Origin of the sequence: Marinobacter excellens LAMA 842 (genome assembly GCF_001574445.1) — a bacterium.
Taxonomy (GTDB): Bacteria; Pseudomonadota; Gammaproteobacteria; order Pseudomonadales; family Oleiphilaceae; genus Marinobacter; species Marinobacter shengliensis.
On sequence record NZ_LOCO01000006.1, the window covers coordinates 196,034 to 211,839 of the forward strand.

General features: G+C 52.2%; 14 protein-coding genes. 11 read left to right on the forward strand and 3 right to left on the reverse strand.

Translation table 11 applies throughout. The features are described from left to right. Positions 1 to 33 precede the first annotated feature (33 nt). The 5 genes from J122_RS07975 to J122_RS07995 are packed head-to-tail and all read left to right on the forward strand — an operon-like array spanning position 34 to position 2,689. The gene (locus J122_RS07975) at positions 34 to 1,104 is read left to right on the forward strand and encodes a YncE family protein (protein WP_061331756.1); all 1,071 of its coding nucleotides are present in this window, start codon (positions 34 to 36) and stop codon (positions 1,102 to 1,104) included. A 41-nt stretch (positions 1,105 to 1,145) separates the two neighbouring features. Beyond that, positions 1,146 to 1,367: a DUF2933 domain-containing protein gene (locus tag J122_RS07980; RefSeq protein ID WP_061331757.1), complete on the forward strand. Its 222-nt coding sequence runs from the start codon at positions 1,146 to 1,148 to the stop codon at positions 1,365 to 1,367. Next, a complete protein-coding gene (locus J122_RS07985) occupies positions 1,360 to 2,025 on the forward strand; it encodes an isoprenylcysteine carboxylmethyltransferase family protein (RefSeq protein ID WP_058092341.1) in 666 nt (221 codons plus the stop codon). Before J122_RS07980 ends, J122_RS07985 begins: the two co-directional genes overlap by 8 nt. After that, positions 2,022 to 2,444 carry a c-type cytochrome gene (locus J122_RS07990; RefSeq protein WP_022990666.1) on the forward strand — a complete coding sequence of 141 codons (423 nt, stop codon included), beginning with the start codon at positions 2,022 to 2,024 and terminating at the stop codon, positions 2,442 to 2,444. Before J122_RS07985 ends, J122_RS07990 begins: the two co-directional genes overlap by 4 nt. A 41-nt stretch (positions 2,445 to 2,485) precedes the next feature. Then, positions 2,486 to 2,689, forward strand: coding sequence for a hypothetical protein (locus J122_RS07995; protein ID WP_022990665.1), 204 nt, complete (start codon positions 2,486 to 2,488; stop codon positions 2,687 to 2,689). A 261-nt stretch (positions 2,690 to 2,950) separates the two neighbouring features. Here the strand turns inward: J122_RS07995 and J122_RS23635 are convergent, their stop codons facing one another. Beyond that, positions 2,951 to 3,193: a hypothetical protein gene (locus J122_RS23635; protein WP_061331758.1), complete on the reverse strand. Its 243-nt coding sequence runs from the start codon at positions 3,191 to 3,193 to the stop codon at positions 2,951 to 2,953. A gap of 149 nt (positions 3,194 to 3,342) precedes the next feature. Then, complete coding sequence (locus J122_RS08005) at positions 3,343 to 3,627, reverse strand: hypothetical protein (protein WP_061331759.1); 285 nt, start codon at positions 3,625 to 3,627, stop codon at positions 3,343 to 3,345. 305 nt (positions 3,628 to 3,932) lie between these two features. On the opposite strand from J122_RS08005, the gene J122_RS08010 reads away from it, so the two are divergent. The 6 genes from J122_RS08010 (at position 3,933) to J122_RS08035 (ending at position 14,532) form a co-directional block, all read left to right on the forward strand. Then, entirely contained in the window at positions 3,933 to 5,162 is a 1,230-nt protein-coding gene (locus J122_RS08010; protein WP_227510128.1) for a TolC family protein, read from the forward strand. Between the two features lie 5 nt (positions 5,163 to 5,167). After that, positions 5,168 to 6,463, forward strand: coding sequence for an efflux RND transporter periplasmic adaptor subunit (locus tag J122_RS08015; protein WP_061331761.1), 1,296 nt, complete (start codon positions 5,168 to 5,170; stop codon positions 6,461 to 6,463). Further along, entirely contained in the window at positions 6,460 to 9,582 is a 3,123-nt protein-coding gene (locus J122_RS08020) for an efflux RND transporter permease subunit (RefSeq protein ID WP_061331762.1), read from the forward strand. Before J122_RS08015 ends, J122_RS08020 begins: the two co-directional genes overlap by 4 nt. A gap of 413 nt (positions 9,583 to 9,995) precedes the next feature. Further along, complete coding sequence (locus tag J122_RS23640; protein ID WP_058092328.1) at positions 9,996 to 10,847, forward strand: hypothetical protein; 852 nt, start codon at positions 9,996 to 9,998, stop codon at positions 10,845 to 10,847. Positions 10,848 to 11,017: 170 nt separating this feature from the next. Beyond that, on the forward strand, positions 11,018 to 11,917 hold the full coding sequence (locus J122_RS08030) for a hypothetical protein (RefSeq protein ID WP_227510129.1): 900 nt from the start codon (positions 11,018 to 11,020) through the stop codon (positions 11,915 to 11,917). Positions 11,918 to 12,000: 83 nt separating this feature from the next. Next, positions 12,001 to 14,532: an AAA family ATPase gene (locus tag J122_RS08035; protein ID WP_058092326.1), complete on the forward strand. Its 2,532-nt coding sequence runs from the start codon at positions 12,001 to 12,003 to the stop codon at positions 14,530 to 14,532. 306 nt (positions 14,533 to 14,838) lie between these two features. On the opposite strand, the gene J122_RS08040 is transcribed toward J122_RS08035, so the two are convergent. Continuing rightward, the coding region (locus tag J122_RS08040; RefSeq protein WP_227510130.1) for an IS256 family transposase at positions 14,839 to 15,806 on the reverse strand (968 nt) is incomplete at its 5' end.

Below are 15,806 nucleotides of genomic sequence, written 5' to 3' on the forward strand. Positions count from 1 at the left end.
TTACTGAAACCCTCTGACCAAAAAGGGCACGCTATGAACCATTCGTTGCGCAAGCAGTGGATTGCTGGAATTACGGCCAGTGTCGCTATGAGTTTTTCGCTGATGGTGGCCGCAGACACAAACCGGGCATTTGTTCCCATGGGCACAGCGGATGCCGTCGGCGTTATTGATCTGGAAAACCGCAAGGTGACGTCGTCCATTGGCGGCACCCTGAATACCCACGGTTCGGCACTGACCCCGGATGGCCGGCATCTGGTGGTGGGTAGTTTGTCGGCGCATGATCGTCAGGAGCCGGTTAGTCGCCCCGAAGGCGTTTCAGAAGATGAACACGCCGCTCATCATGGGGGCGGGCAGTCTACTGAATTGGAAGCAGGGAGTACCGGGCTGCTCTATTTGGTGAACACGGCCACAAAGACGATTGACCGCAAACTGGAAGTGCCGGGGCCGGTGCACCATGTGCTGGTGACTTCCAACGGTCGCTATGCCGTTTCCACGCATCCTGCCCGTGGCAGTATCAGCGTTGTGGATCTGGATTCCGGTCAGTTGGTCAAAACTGTGGCGACGGGGCCGGCCCCCAACTATCTGGTGCAAACCGACGACGGCCAATCCCTTCTGGTCAGCAATACCGGTAATGGCACGGTCAGCGAAGTGGATACCGAGCACTGGTTCGTCGAGCGCAATTTGCGAGTTGGCGGCAACCCAGAGCATATGGTGCTTGCCCCCGGCAACCAGCGGCTCTACGTGAATGATGCTGCATCCGGCCAGGTTCTTGTCCTTGAGCTTGCCAAAGGCGCGGTGGCGAACCGGTACGAGGTTGGGGAGGCGCCCCATGGCGTTGGCTTGAGCGCAGATGGCCAGACCCTCTATGCCACCAGCCAGGGCGGCAACCAGGTGGTCCGGATTGAGCTAGCCAGCGGCGCCCGCCACACCAGGCCGCTGGCTCCTGCGCCCTATCATCTTGCGGTCTCTCCCTACGATGGCCAGCTACTGGTGACCAGTCGGGCAGAGAACAAGCTTTGGGTGCTCGACCCGGAATCCCTCGATGTGGTTGATGAGATCGCGCTGAGCGGCATAGGCCATCAGATATCCCTTGAGGCCCATTAGTACCCTGTTCTGACACTGGCTTTTTCGCAAAGGAACCGCTCATGGATCGACGCTTTAAAATTACCTTGGCAATGTTTGCCGTTATCGCACTGGTTTTACTCTGGGGAGAACACAAGGTTCATCTGCTTGGCGCCTTGCCCTGGCTGATACTGCTTGCTTGTCCGCTGATCCATATTTTTATGCACGGAGGGCACGGAGGACATGGAGGACATAACCACCAGGCAGAGCAACCGGGAAAGAGTGGAGAGCAGCGTGATGACTGATGGTGCATCGGATTATGGCCTTTGGAGCCTAGTGGTGCTGAATTCGGCGATTTTCATATTCTTCGCCTTCAGTTTTTTCAAACCGCAGACCCGCCGGGACTGGCGTTCGTTTGGTGCTTTCAGCGCGTTTCTGGTGGCACTGTTCACCGAGATGTACGGGTTCCCGCTGACGCTCTACTTCCTCTCCGGCTGGCTGCAGAGCCAGTATCCCGACGTGAACTGGTTGGCTCACGACAGTGGCCACTTGCTGGAAATGCTGTTTGGTTGGAAGGGTTCCCCACACTTTGGGCCGTTTCATCTCTTGAGCACAGTGTTTATTGGCCTCGGGTTTTATCTGATTGCGGCTGGCTGGCGTACCCTGTATGCCGCGCAAAAGGCAGGGCAGTTGGCCACAACCGGCCTGTATGCCCACGTTCGCCACCCCCAGTATTCCGGCTTCGTGCTCATCATGTTCGGTTTTCTGCTGCAGTGGCCAACGCTGCTGACGCTGGCCATGTTCCCGGTGCTGGTGTGGATGTACTCGCGCCTGTCTATTCACGAGGAGCGTGAAACAGAAAAAGCGTTCGGCTCCGATTGGCGGGCCTATGCAGCCAGAACTCCCCGTTTTATTCCGCAATTGAGGAATTTGAGGCGCAAGCAAATCGAGGAACAAGAATGATGCATGGGGCAACTATCTCAGTAGGCGTTCTTGCAGTCGCACTAATCAGCGGCTGCGGTAAACAGACGGTGGATGACCGCTGGTACACACAGGCTGAGGTCGAGCGCGGCGCAGTGGTGTTCGACGACAACTGCGCAAGCTGCCATGGCGGCAATGCCCAAGGCGCTTTCAATTGGAAAAAGACTCTGAAGGATGGCTCTTACCCGCCGCCACCGCTCAACGGAACAGGTCATGCCTGGCACCATTCCTTCGACACGCTGATGGGTACAATTAGTCAAGGTGGCGCCCCCATGGGTGGGAAAATGCCGGCCTTCGCAGACGAGCTCTCCAGGGACGATCAAAAAGCCGCTATCGCCTATTTCCAGAGCAAATGGGACAAGCGGATCTATGAGGCATGGTCTGAAAGGAGTGGGCTCTGATTTCTCTGGGTAATCAGACGATTAACTCAAGGAGGCAGCGTATGAAATGCTTATGGGTGGTGGCTTTTCTAAGTGTTTTTCCGGGCAGTGCGCTGGGTGGTGCGCCCTCGGCGGAATCATTGATTGAGGGGATGGAGGCCACCCTGTGGTCGGACAGCAACCACGGCCGTTTCACCATGCGTATCGAAACCGAATACTGGACCTGGGAACCGGACCTGGAGGCCTGGATGGTTCGGCAGGTTTAAGATGGAATTATAGCGAGTTAATGCCGGTAGTCACATGGACAGGCATCGGCATACTACCTCTTGCCCAATGGGTTTTCATGCCACTGATAACGGTACTGGTTGTCAAATGGATGTTTCTTGGATGGTTGACTCTGGGAGCCAAATGAAGAGGCATCGTGGAAATGAAGTAAATTATCATTTCTGAATGAGAAATATTTATTAAATAGTCGACTGTCGCTATAAGAGACAGTCGACTTCTGTTTTTACTCTGACATACTGGATTTATTCAGTATAATTGAGGTTTGTATTTCTGCCTGATTTTCTTTCCTGCTGTTTGACATTGGGCCCGTTCATATCTTTTTTAGCTTGCATGTCTTTCATACAGGTCCTCATTATGGTTTTCGTGTCGACTGTTTTGTTCGGGTAAGTGCGCGCTTCATTAATCCGATCGGCCAATCCTGAATTGGCAGTGGCCATGGTAGAAAATAAAGTGGCAGCTGCTGCAGCAATAATGATTTTATTCATGATGCTCTCCTTAATAACCTTAAACTGTTCAAGAAATTCAGTTCAGTTTCAGGTTTCTGTGGTTTACTTGAGCGTGATCAGGGCGTCGACTGCTTGAAGCCCGAGCCAGCCGACGCTTGTGTCTCCACGAGTTGACTTTACCGCAAGGATTACCTTGCGGTATTTTTTTGGCTTTGCTTCAGCGCCTTATGATAAGCCCGGCCTTCATCCGTCATCATTTGCACGCGAGCCTCAAAACCTCCTTCAGACATCGCATAACGTGTCATTTCTCTATGTAAACGCTGCATATCTTCATTCTGAAGTAGTTCTTCAACAGATGATTTATCCATCATTTGGTTGTGCATAACTTTCATGTCCTTACTGTCTGACATGTTGCCGGCAAGCACGGATGTTGAAACGGTAACTGCTGCTGCAAATATAAGTACATTTTTCATAATCACACCTCCTGATTGGTTGATGTGCTAATTAAAACATCGGTTTCTGAATTGATCCTGAAATTAAGATAAAGAATTCAAAAAAAGTAATTTTATTCAGGAATAACAGCGGTTTGATATAAATCAAATTAAACCATTTTGATCTGTAATTCAGTTTGGTTTCAGATAAGCGCTATAAGATTGCGTTTCAGAAATAATTCAATGGAGATTTAAAATTGTCCCTTCTTCTTCGCCTTATAAAGCCGGCCTTCCTCGGTGCTCTGCTTTTAACCAGTCTGCCCGGTTGGGCGGTACCCAGACTTGAATTGACGGGCGCAATTGATGCGGCTATCGAGAATGATCCCTGGCTGCGCCAAAGTGTTCAGATGCAGAGTGCTCTGTTGGAAGAATCTATTGCCGATGGCGCACTCCCGGACCCCCGGATGACGATTGGTGCCGCGAATTTGCCCACGGATACTTTTGATACCGGACAGGAGGCAATGACTCAGGCCACCATTGGATTTACCCAGCGAATTCCGCGAGGCAATAGCCGCCAGTTGGCCAGCGCAAAAAAAGAGGAAATGGCAGGCGTTCAGCCTTTTCGACGCGAAAACCGCCGGGCGCTGGTCATGGAAACGGTGACACATCTTTGGCTTGAGGTCTGGCGATCTGAGCGCAGCATCCGGTTGATTGAAGGCAACCGGGGGTTGTTTGAACAGTTAGAGGACGTCGCCGAGGCGGGGTATACCTCTGCAACCATGGGTTCCAGGCAGCAGGATGTTATCCGTGCCTCGCTGGAGCTGACGCGACTTGAGGACCGGCTGACGGCGCTGCATTCGCAGCAGGCAGCGAGTCGCGAGGCTTTGGCAGAATGGATCGGCCTGGACCAGGCCCAACTTTCAGTCACGGACGATGTACCCCATGAGCTGCTGAGAGTGTTTCCTCTGGGCTGGGCTGAAACCTCCACAGAGATTGTGATCCGTCACCCGTCAATCCGCGCCACTGATCAGTTGATTGATGCGCAGACTGTTGATGTTGACCTGGCTCGCCAGACCTATAAACCGGAGTGGTCTGTATCTGCACAATACGGCTATCGGGAGCGGGCCCCAAACGGTCAGGACAGGGCCGATCTGTTTTCTGTAGGCATTGGTTTTGATCTCCCGATTTTTACCAGCAACCGGCAGGATCGAAAACTGAATGCATCATTGGCGCGACTGGAGGCGGCAAAAACAGAGCGTATTTTGCAGATCCAGGGACTTCAGGCCAAAGCCCGTGCTGCCGTGGCCCGAATCGAACGGCTTGATGACCGCATAGAACTCTATGAACAGACACTGCTGCCGCAAATGGAAGAGCAGGCAAGCGCCGCACTGACGGCTTACAACAACGATGATGGCGACTTCGCCGAAGCGGTGCGAGCACGAATTGCAGAGCTTAATACCCAGGTTGAGTTGATACAGATGATAGCCGAGCGGGCCAAGAATCTGGCGAGTTTCCGTTATCTGACGACCGACACTTCCGACATACCTTCCTTTTCACTGAATCGTTACCAGGACTGACCATCATGGCTAATTTTGCTCGCCCTTTGGGCTTTGTATTGCTCGGCGGTCTCGCCGGTGCAGGGGCCACGTACTGGCTTGATACTGATGCTCCTTCGACGCCTGCAGCTGAAATGGCAGCTGCAGGCCCAAAGGAGCCGCTGTATTGGGTAGCCCCGATGGACCCCAATTTCAAAAGTGACAAACCCGGAAAATCACCGATGGGGATGGATCTGATCCCGGTATACGAGGAGGGTGGGTCGGCTGAGGATCCAGCCGGCACGGTCCGTATTTCACCAATGGTCGTGAACAACCTTGGGGTCCGCACGGAGCCGGTGATTCAGGGACGCCTGCCTAACAACGTCACTACAGTAGGCTACGTGCAGTACAACGAAGACGAGATGGCCCACGTGCACCCTCGTGTTGAAGGCTGGATCGAAGCGCTCTATGTAAAAGCCGAGGGCGAGCCTGTTGAGCAAGGCAAGCCATTGTACACGCTGTACTCGCCCACCCTCGTAAATGCGCAGGAAGAACTGCTTCTGGCGATGAACCGCGGCAATCAGAGACTGGTTGATGCTGCTACCGAGCGATTGGTGGCGCTGAATGTACCAGCTAGCCTGATCAGCCAACTGCGTCAAAACCGCGAAGTGCAGAGAACCATGACGGTTTACGCTCCGGGTTCCGGGGTGATCGAGAATCTGAATGTTCGTGAGGGTATGTTCATCAAGCCCGGAGACCGGGTCTTATCGATTGCCGCACTGGACGAGGTCTGGGTTATCGGTGAAGTGTTTGAAAGCCAGCTTTCCGCCGTAGAGGCCGGTAACCGGGTGCAGATGACATTGGATTACATGCCCGGTCGCGAATGGCGTGGAAGTGTGGATTACGTCTACCCCGAAGTGAACCCGAAAACCCGGACGGCGCAAGTGCGGATGCGCTTTGATAACGATGATGGCGTCCTGATGCCAGGTATGTTCGCCCGCCTGGATGTTCAGGGCGAACGGGGACAGCGGCAGTTTCTGGTGCCGCGGGAGTCGGTCATCCGCACCGGACTGAGCGACCGACTGGTTCTGGCGATGGAAAAGGGCGCCTTTAAGTCGGTTAACGTGACCGTTGGGCGCGTCGGCGACAAGTATGCGGAAATACTCAATGGCCTCTCGCCAGGCGACACGGTGGTCACATCCGCCCAGTTCCTGATCGATTCGGAATCCAGCAAAACCTCGGACTTCCAACGGATGTCCTCGCCTCAGGATATGGATGAGCAGGGGGTGGATCATGAAGGCATGGATCACAGCACCATGAGCCATGGCGGAGGCGAGTCATGATTGCCGCTATTATTCACTGGTCTATTCGTAACCGCTTCCTGGTGTTGCTGGCGACGTTGCTTATCACAGGGCTCGGCCTTTATTCGCTGAAACAAACGCCGGTGGATGCTCTGCCGGATCTGTCCGATGTGCAGGTCATTATCAAAACCAGTTTCCCGGGCCAGGCGCCGCAGGTGGTGGAAGACCAGGTGACCTACCCGTTGACGACAGCCATGCTCTCGGTACCGGGCGCGAAAACGGTCAGGGGATACTCGTTCTTCGGTGACTCCTATGTTTACGTGATCTTCGATGAAGACACCGACATGTACTGGGCCCGCTCCCGGGTACTGGAATACCTGTCCCAGGTTGCGCCCAGCCTGCCAGACTCTGCAAGGCCTCAGCTCGGGCCAGACGCTACCGGAGTTGGCTGGGTTTACCTGTATGCGTTGGTAGACCGCACTGGGAACCAGGACCTAAGCCAGTTGCGCAGCCTGCAGGACTGGTTCCTGAAGTACGAACTGCAAACGGTCCCGGGTGTCTCTGAGGTGGCCGCGCTAGGCGGAATGGTGAAGCAGTACCAGGTCAAGGTCAGCCCGGAAAAACTCAGGGCGTTGGGAATTCCTCTGGCTCACATCCAGAACGCCATCAAGAGAGGCAACCAGGAGGTGGGCGCTTCCGTCATCGAGATGGCCGAGGCGGAATACATGGTGCGCACGTCTGGTTATATAAAGTCCCGTGAGGATCTTCTGTCGATTCCATTAGGACTCGATGACAACGGTACCCCCATATTGCTGAAAGATGTGGCCAGCGTTGAAGTTGGCCCGCAGATGCGGCGTGGGGTTGCCGAACTGAATGGGGAAGGTGAAACCGTCGGCGGGGTTGTGGTGATGCGCTTCGGTGAGAACGCTCAGGCAACCATTAATGGTGTGAAGGCAAAACTGGAAGACCTGAAATCCAGTTTGCCTGAAGGCGTCGAGGTGGTGACGGTTTACGATCGCTCTGGTCTGATTGAGCGGGCGGTCAATAATCTCGGCTTCAAGCTGCTTGAAGAGTTTCTGGTGGTGGGCCTGGTGTGCATTGTCTTCCTGTTCCACGTGCGCTCGTCGCTGGTGGCGATTCTCAGTCTCCCCGTGGGTATTCTGGCGGCCTTTATCGTCATGCACTGGCAAGGCATCAATGCCAACATCATGTCACTCGGGGGGATTGCCATCGCCATCGGCGCCATGATTGATGGTGCTATTGTAATGATCGAGAACATGCACAAACACATGGAGCGAACCCCGTTAACGTCTGAGAACCGATGGGAAGTCGTTGCACGGTCAGCCTCTGAGGTCGGGCCCGCGCTGTTTTTCTCGCTCCTGATCATTACCGTCAGTTTTGTGCCGGTGTTTGCCCTGGAGGCGCAGGAAGGGCGGATGTTTTCGCCCCTGGCGTTCACCAAGACCTACGCCATGGCGGCGAGTGCGGCCCTGGCGGTGACGCTGGTGCCGGTGCTGATGGGCTATTTCATTCGCGGCAAGGTGCTGCCGGAGCACAAGAACCCCGTGAACCGCCTGCTGGTTGGCGTTTATATGCCGGTGCTGAAGCTGGTGTTACGCTTCCCGAAAACGACGGTTATTGTTGCGTTGCTGGCATTGGCTGTGGGCCTTTGGCCAGCCACCAAAATCGGCAGTGAATTCATCCCGCCACTGGATGAAGGCGACCTGATGTACATGCCCACCACCTACCCGGGCATCTCCATTGGTAAGGCTCGGGAACTGTTGCAGCAAACGGACAAGCTGATTGCCACCGTACCCGAAGTCGAAACCGTGTTCGGCAAAGTGGGGCGGGCGGATACCGCTACCGATCCGGCTCCATTGACGATGATCGAGACCTTCATCCAGCTCAAGCCGAGGGATCAATGGCGGGAAGGCATGACCACCGAAAAGCTGAAGCAGGAGCTCAATACTCTGATTCGGTTCCCGGGGGTAACCAATGCCTGGGTTATGCCGATCATCACGCGCATCGATATGCTGGCAACGGGTATTAAAACGCCGGTGGGCATCAAGATTGCCGGTCCGGACCTTACCGTCATCCAGAACATCGGTAAACGCCTTGAGGAAGTCATGGTCGACATCCCCGGTACAGCCTCCGTTTACTCTGAGCGAGTCGCTGGGGGCCGCTACATCAAGGTGGATATTGATCGTGAGCGTGCCGCTCGTTATGGGCTGAATATCGCTGATGTTCAGCAGGTAGTGGCCTCCGCTATTGGTGGAATCAACGTTTCCAGAACCATCGAGGGACTTGAGCGGTATCCCATTAATCTTCGTTATCCGGAAGACTACCGGGATTCGCCCGAGAAGCTGGAGCAACTGCCCATCGTGACCGCATCCGGCCAGCGCATTGCCCTGGCAGATGTGGCGGAGATCGGCGTGGAGGATGGCCCGCCGGCCATTAAGAGTGAGAATGCCCGCCTGAACGGCTGGACCTTTGTGGATATTGAGGGTGTCGACGTAGGCACCTATGTTGAACAGGCCATGGTTACCGTGAGTGAAGAGCTGGATCTACCTCCCGGTTATTCAATCAACTGGTCTGGTCAGTATGAGTACATGCTCCGTGCGAAGGAAAAACTGACCTATGTGGTGCCGTTAACGCTGGCCATCATCGTCATCCTGCTGTTTCTTAACTTCCGCCGTTTTGCCGAAGTGGGGATTATTATGGGCACGCTACCGTTTGCGATGATCGGTGCTATCTGGCTGATGTATCTGCTTGGTTATAATTTTTCGGTAGCCGTCGGTGTCGGTTTCATTGCGCTGGCGGGCGTTGCGGTAGAGATTGGGGTGATCATGCTGGTGTATTTGAATCAGGCTTATAACGCAATGCTGGAAACGTGTGATGACAAAGGGCTGACGCCAAGGCGAGAAACCCTCCGCCATGCCGTACTACAAGGTGCCGGTATGCGGGTTCGGCCAATCATGATGACGGCGGCCGCCATTATCGGGGGGCTTGTGCCCATTATGATTGGCACCGGTACAGGGTCGGAGGTGATGGGCCGGATTGCGGCACCTATGGTGGGCGGTATGATTTCCGCTGTCATTCTGGCGCTGCTGGTGATTCCTGTGCTCTTTTATCTCTGGAAACAGCGAACTCTTGGTGAGTAACGCCGATAGCAAGGTGCCAGGATTCAGCCTGGCACCTTGCTATCACGTCTTTACCGGTTATCACGATCATTCGCAGGGTGCCTACCCGTCTACTGCGCATATTCCAAAATCTATTTGCCTGAACGTTCGCTTTGCGACCAGGCTGTGCTCCTAAACATAAGCGAACATTCGGGGCAGGGCTTTCCCCAGCGCCTCCAAGCTAATCACAGCCATTTCACCCAGTATGATTGGCAGAGCAAATTCCAGACTCGAAATGATTACATGGCAGAGATGGCCATGCTCGGCTAAGCTATTGTTTTATCAATTTATGTGCAGAGCGATTTATGGTTCAAAGTCAGTAATAATGACGCAGTCAAATTTCTGCAATGATAAAGCGCGCTGCCCAACTGCTTTTAGGATAAAAGGAAAGCGACATGTGGGACTGGATTCAGTCGAATTCGGTTGATCTATTTGGTCATTTGCTAACGCTGATTGGCATCATTGTAGGTGCGATTGTTTTGGTATGGCAGATCGGTCGACAACACAGGAGTTCGCTTGAGCTACAGAAGAGAAATGCGCAAGAAGCGTTGAAGGTCGAAATCTACAAAACGCTTACTTTGCGATTAAGGGATGTTACTCGTACCAATGTCACCGCCATGATGTACGCAGTTAATGTTCCATCGAGAATTGAGGTTTTCCAAAATTCGATCAAAAAGAACATACCACTCCCATTCCCAAGGGAGAGAGCGATTGAGTTTTCACATCTGCACAGTGCCGCTAATGATGCATTAATTGCGTTGATTCAAGAATTTGAAGCTTGGTCGATAGTGTTTCCGGAAATTGAGCTGTTCCAAACGGCCTTGAACTCCGCTAATCATGATGCCCGAAACGCTTCGAATGAGCTTTTTAATCGCTTCATCATCATCCTTCCAACTGATCCCCCACATGATGCACCATCGAAAACTCCTAGACCGATTCCCGCATCACCTGTCAGTGCTGACCAGCTTTCAGAATTAGAGAGACTTGTAGAAGAATATCGGCGAGCCATGGACGAGATCGGATGCTATGTGATCGATTTACAGATTGAAGCCCAGAACAAGCTACTTTCGGGGCTATTTGAGCACCGGGTTCCGCGAAGAAAACCACTGGATTCCAGGTTTAAAGTGCTATCAACGGAGCCTGTTGAAATGGAGCGTTTGATGTCCTACTTCTTGAACGAAACTAGTTGGGGAAAAGAATACAAGAAGTATGAGGCTATGCATTCAAAGTCTGCATTTTCGGAATGATATCCTAACAAATCACGGAAGACGGACGCGTGAAACGCGCCGCTTCGTTTTGGCATTATGTTTGAAGAAGAATTGGGCATTTAACTATGAACTCCTATCTTGTCACACAGCGGCCAACTATTTACGCCGATATGAACGTTTTTCGGTATGTCGCTTGTGGAGAGATATCTATGGTCGATCCAGAACGTTTCATTTGGGTTTACTCGTACGCTCACCTCGATGAGATATATCGGAACGGCAATACCGATGCCCTGCACGGCATGAAAGTACTGAAAGCTGTTGAAGTGTGTGATGTCCTGAACGAGGATTTCCAGTCTGTGGGGAATATTAGATTAAGAGACTACGTTGACCCCCATGAAAGGTACGAGAGGCATCTGGAAGCCATATCAGGGTTTGAAGGCTCCAATGATCACTCTATCGAATACCTCATTCGCTCGTTTGGAGCTGATAATTTTGATGAGTTGCAACAAACTCCAGATCAGCTGCGGAAAGAGATTGATCGCCTAACCAGTGCGGTTGACGACGAACGTAAGCATGATCTGATTAGCCAAGCACATACCGTTTCTGAGGAAATGGCTGGTGTAGTTGAGCAACACTTAAAAGATCGTGTCCCTATTGACCAAACACGGGCAGCTTTAGGCGTTTCGAGTGAAGAGAGAAAAAGAATTGAAAAAACGTTCTCTCCTATCGATGAGGTGTGGAACCTCATAGGACCTGCAATTCCAAGTGTGAATAAAGATCAGTTCTTTGGGTTTGAGCCGATTCCCGGCATTGAGGGCGTGCAGCATACACAACACGGTGCGATCTGTGGTGCCCATATTGTATTGAATATGATAGGTATCAGCCCTGACAAAGGCTTGGCGAAGCGTGAGAAAATCAAAAATATAATGTCTGATGGTCAGCATACTGGCATGGCTTCATACTGCAATGCGCTACTTTCAGCTGACAGAGGCATTATCAACAAGGCTCGCTGTATATATACGTATCTGGGCAATATTACCACGCCACTTCACTTCAATTTCGAAAAAGGTTTCGAGCTAAATCTTGGAATCCAAACTGATAGAGCATAACCAGTGACTGGTGTCGAACCTACGCTATCGCTCCGGTACGCGACAACGCCAAGGCGTTATGCAATTTAGTAAAAAGGACCTAAATGTCAACTTATCCCGACGCAATTGGATACTTACGCAATCTTGGGCATTCAGAGGGTATCCCGTGGCTGGAGATGATCTGTGATGCGGCTGCTTCTGGAATAACAACTCTCAGTCCTTTCGACTTGGATACCCTTGTTCAGCTTTTTACAAAACGGGCAAGCTATCTCCGCCAACCTGCGCCTCCGACCGTTGCAGCCCCTGCTGGGGCCGCAGCGATAACCACTGATCGGCTTGAGATTATTGGGCCTTTTCACGGCTTCAAACGCCTAGGTGATTCGCTCGCGGCTTCGTTTCCAAAGCGGGTGAGTATTGTTTTCGGAGCAAATGGAAGCGGGAAATCTAGTCTATGTGATGCATTACAGATACTAGCTTCGAATGATGCACCGAAACGACCACTTCATGACGTTCGTGCGACAACGGCGCCGAGTCCTTCGTTCGATTTCAAGTTCACGTCAGATTCAACTATTCAGAATTGGAGTTCACCCGGCAGTTACGGCTCCCGCGCGGGCGCTTTGAAGTACTTCGATTCGGGAGTCGCTGTTCACAACATCAAGAACTCTGTCCAACCTGGTAGGATTATTGAGCTCGCCCCCTTTAAATTAGATGTCTTTGGAACCGCTAAGAAACACTGTGAGGAACTGCGTGCAGAGCTACAAAGAATGCAAAATGAAAATGCAGCGCTACTCGCAGGGACAGAAAACCAGGTCCGCACAAAGTTTGCGACATTTGCAGGAACAGCACTTGCTACCTTGAGTAGTCAGAATACTGCGACGCTAAAAGCGCAGATAGAATCTGGTGAAGCCTATACGAAAGATGGCGAACTTGAAGAGAAGCTCAAAAAGAAGGCGGAGTTAGAAAAAGCGACATCAGAAGAAGGGCTTAAGCTGCTCAAGGGTGAGCTCTCTGCACTGAAAGCCCTGGATGGGGAGATTCATCCAATTCTCATCGCATCCGAGATGCTTATCGAAATTGATCCGGTTGTTCAGGCTAGAACTCTGAAGGAAAAAGAGGAAGAACTGGAAGTTCTGGCGAGAGCTCTAATTCCCACAGGTGCAAGTTTAGAAAAACTGATGGCACTTATCCGGCCTGCCAATGAGGTGTGCAATCTCCACTCACCGGAGCCAGAAGTGTGTCCACTGTGCAAACAAGCGTTGGAAGCAAACGAGCTTGAGCTATTCAAGCAATACGCCGATCTTCTTACCGGAGAACTGGATGCTGCCATCACTCAACTCCGAAAGGTAATCGAAACCGCAGATAAGAACCTCAAAGTGGTTGCTGATTCTGTGCCTGATAATTGGGCCAAGGACTCCGTCTTACCGCCGGAGAGAATCGAGCCCATCAAGTCTATCGGTAAGGTAATAAAAGAACGCTTCAAGAAGGGAGACTTAATCGACCAGGCGGGCGAGGCTGCCGCAGCCTCGCTCCGAGCCTTCGTCGATGAAGTTTCGAGAAGCGTCGAGGAGAAAGAAGGACTAATCGAGAACGCCCGGAAAGACCGCGACGAACTTCTTCGGCAGTTGAGTGAAGTTTCCACAGACTGCCAGGCTCTTCTTTACAGAAAGGAAATCGCGGAGAATATTAATCTCATTAAGGAGGCATATCGTCGTTCACAAAATGCTGATTATTGGGATTCAAATCTGCCGACATTCGCGACGGTACTACGGAAAATCACTTCCACAGCCAAAAAGGCCCACAAAGAGCTTGTTGTGGAAGATTTCAAGGCTCGCTTGAACGATGAGTATCTTGCGCTAGCTGAAAGAGAGATGAGTGCCTTTGGTGTCGAGCTGAAAGATGTCGGTGGTGACGGAGCTGTCACAGTAGATCACCATGTCGCTGGTCAAAAAATCGAAGCTGTACTGAGCGAAGGCGAGCAACGAATTCACGCACTTGCCCTGTTCTTTGCGGAGCTAGAAACCTGTGAGCAGCAAGTAATTGTCTTTGACGATCCAATCTCTAGCTTTGATTATAATTACATTGGTAACTATTCCAATCGTCTGCGCGATTTGATTCAAAAGTATCCGGCTCGGCAGGTCGTTGTTCTCACCCATAATTGGGAATTTTTTGTTCAGATACAAACAACTATGAATAGAGCTGGATTAAATGGCCATACGGCTGTCTATGTCCTAGAAAGTTGCGTTGCGCTGGATGAATACAGCGAAAGCATTGACGATTTGAAGTCCGGTATCGATACCATTCTCGCCATTTCCGGAGAGCCTACTAAAGACCAGAAGGAGTCCATGGCTGGAAAAATGCGCCGGCTTATCGAAGCGGTTGTGAATACGCACGTATTTAACAAACAGAGGCATCAATTCAAGCAGAAGAGCCAACAGGTGTCAGCGTTCAGTGAGTTTACGAAGGTCGTTCCTCTCCTTCCGAGTGAGGCTCAGTCCCTGAGAGATCTTTTCGAGAAACTGAGCATCACCGAACACGACGATCCGAGAAACGCCTACGTAAACACGGATAAGGCAATGTTCGTGACCCGATACAACGCGATAAAAAATATTGAAACTGCAATTGTTGGAAGGAAGTAGGATGTTCCGTGAAGCTATTCGGTAGGCATATCTTTGACACGCGTAAGCATGCATAACACTCAAATGCTACGGACGCGTAAACGCGCCGAAAATTTTGGGCGGTATCTCTAAGTTGCATGTTCGCTTTGCGACCAAGACTGCTCCTGGACGTCAGCTAAACAAGAGCGAACATTCGACGCAGCATACTAGCTTCGGAAGGCTGGGTAGATTTACGGTTTGCGCAGCGCAAGGAGCAGGAAGATCAATCAGCCCGCCCTGCATCTGGAAGGTGAGCCTGTAAATAAATCTGTGTAACTGCCCATCCCATTACAGGTGACCGTCCAGACGGTCACCGAATTCGATAATAAAGCGATTCAATGCCGGCTTCCAATCACGGATCGGCATCGTCCATTTCTTTGAGGCCTGCTGGATCGCCAGGAAGGCCACTTTCAGTGCCGAATCATCGCTGGGGAACAGCTTGCGGCGCTTGGTGGCTTTGCGGATGACGCTGTTCAGCGACTCAATGGCATTGGTGGTGTAGATCACTTTCCGGATGGCCGGAGGATACTCGAAGATGGTGATCAGGTTGTCCCAGTGGCTGTGCCAGGATCGGGAGATCTGAGGGTACTGGCCGTCCCAGCGTTCCCCGAAGGCCTCCAACGCCTGCCGGGCTTCGTGTTCCGAGGCAGACTGGTAGATCTGTTTCAGATCGGCCGTCACGGCCTTGTAGTCCTTCCAGGACACGTAGCGCAGCGAGTTGCGAACCATGTGCACGATGCACAGCTGCACCTTGGTCTGAGGGTACTCAGCAGCAATGGCATCCGGGAAGCCCTTGAGGCCGTCCACGCAGGCGATCAGGATGTCTTCCAGACCACGGTTCTTCAGTTCCGTCAGTACCGACAACCAGAACTTCGCGCCTTCGGTCTCGGCCAGCCAGAGGCCTAGCAGCTCCTTCTGGCCTTCCATGTTGATGCCCAGGGCCAGGTATAGGGACTTGTTGATCACCCTCTTGTCCTGACGAATTTTCAGAACGATGCAGTCCAGATAGACGATGGGGTAGATCGGATCAACAGGGCGATTCTGCCACTCGTGAACCTGATCGATCACTCGCTCCGTCACCTTGGACACCAGAGTGGCCGAGATGTCGGCGTCGTACATTTCCTTGAAGGCGTCCACGATATCCCGGGTGCTTGCGTATTCCAGACCAAGGTTGCCACTGATTCCAGACGAAGTCTGCCACCCATTCCACGCGAAAGCTGCCACTAATTCCACGGCAAAGCTGCCACCCCAGCAGA

Excerpts from the sequence above, each read along its gene's own strand:
- J122_RS07975 (WP_061331756.1), top strand. The coding sequence starts at position 34 with ATGAACCATTCGTTGCGCAAGCAGTGGATTGCTGGAATTACGGCCAGT.
- J122_RS07980 (WP_061331757.1), top strand. The coding sequence starts at position 1,146 with ATGGATCGACGCTTTAAAATTACCTTGGCAATGTTTGCCGTTATCGCA.
- J122_RS07985 (WP_058092341.1), top strand. The coding sequence starts at position 1,360 with ATGACTGATGGTGCATCGGATTATGGCCTTTGGAGCCTAGTGGTGCTG.
- J122_RS07990 (WP_022990666.1), top strand. The coding sequence starts at position 2,022 with ATGATGCATGGGGCAACTATCTCAGTAGGCGTTCTTGCAGTCGCACTA.
- J122_RS07995 (WP_022990665.1), top strand. The coding sequence starts at position 2,486 with ATGAAATGCTTATGGGTGGTGGCTTTTCTAAGTGTTTTTCCGGGCAGT.
- J122_RS23635 (WP_061331758.1), bottom strand. The coding sequence starts at position 3,193 with ATGAATAAAATCATTATTGCTGCAGCAGCTGCCACTTTATTTTCTACC.
- J122_RS08005 (WP_061331759.1), bottom strand. The coding sequence starts at position 3,627 with ATGAAAAATGTACTTATATTTGCAGCAGCAGTTACCGTTTCAACATCC.
- J122_RS08015 (WP_061331761.1), top strand. The coding sequence starts at position 5,168 with ATGGCTAATTTTGCTCGCCCTTTGGGCTTTGTATTGCTCGGCGGTCTC.
- J122_RS08020 (WP_061331762.1), top strand. The coding sequence starts at position 6,460 with ATGATTGCCGCTATTATTCACTGGTCTATTCGTAACCGCTTCCTGGTG.
- J122_RS23640 (WP_058092328.1), top strand. The coding sequence starts at position 9,996 with ATGTGGGACTGGATTCAGTCGAATTCGGTTGATCTATTTGGTCATTTG.
- J122_RS08030 (WP_227510129.1), top strand. The coding sequence starts at position 11,018 with ATGGTCGATCCAGAACGTTTCATTTGGGTTTACTCGTACGCTCACCTC.
- J122_RS08035 (WP_058092326.1), top strand. The coding sequence starts at position 12,001 with ATGTCAACTTATCCCGACGCAATTGGATACTTACGCAATCTTGGGCAT.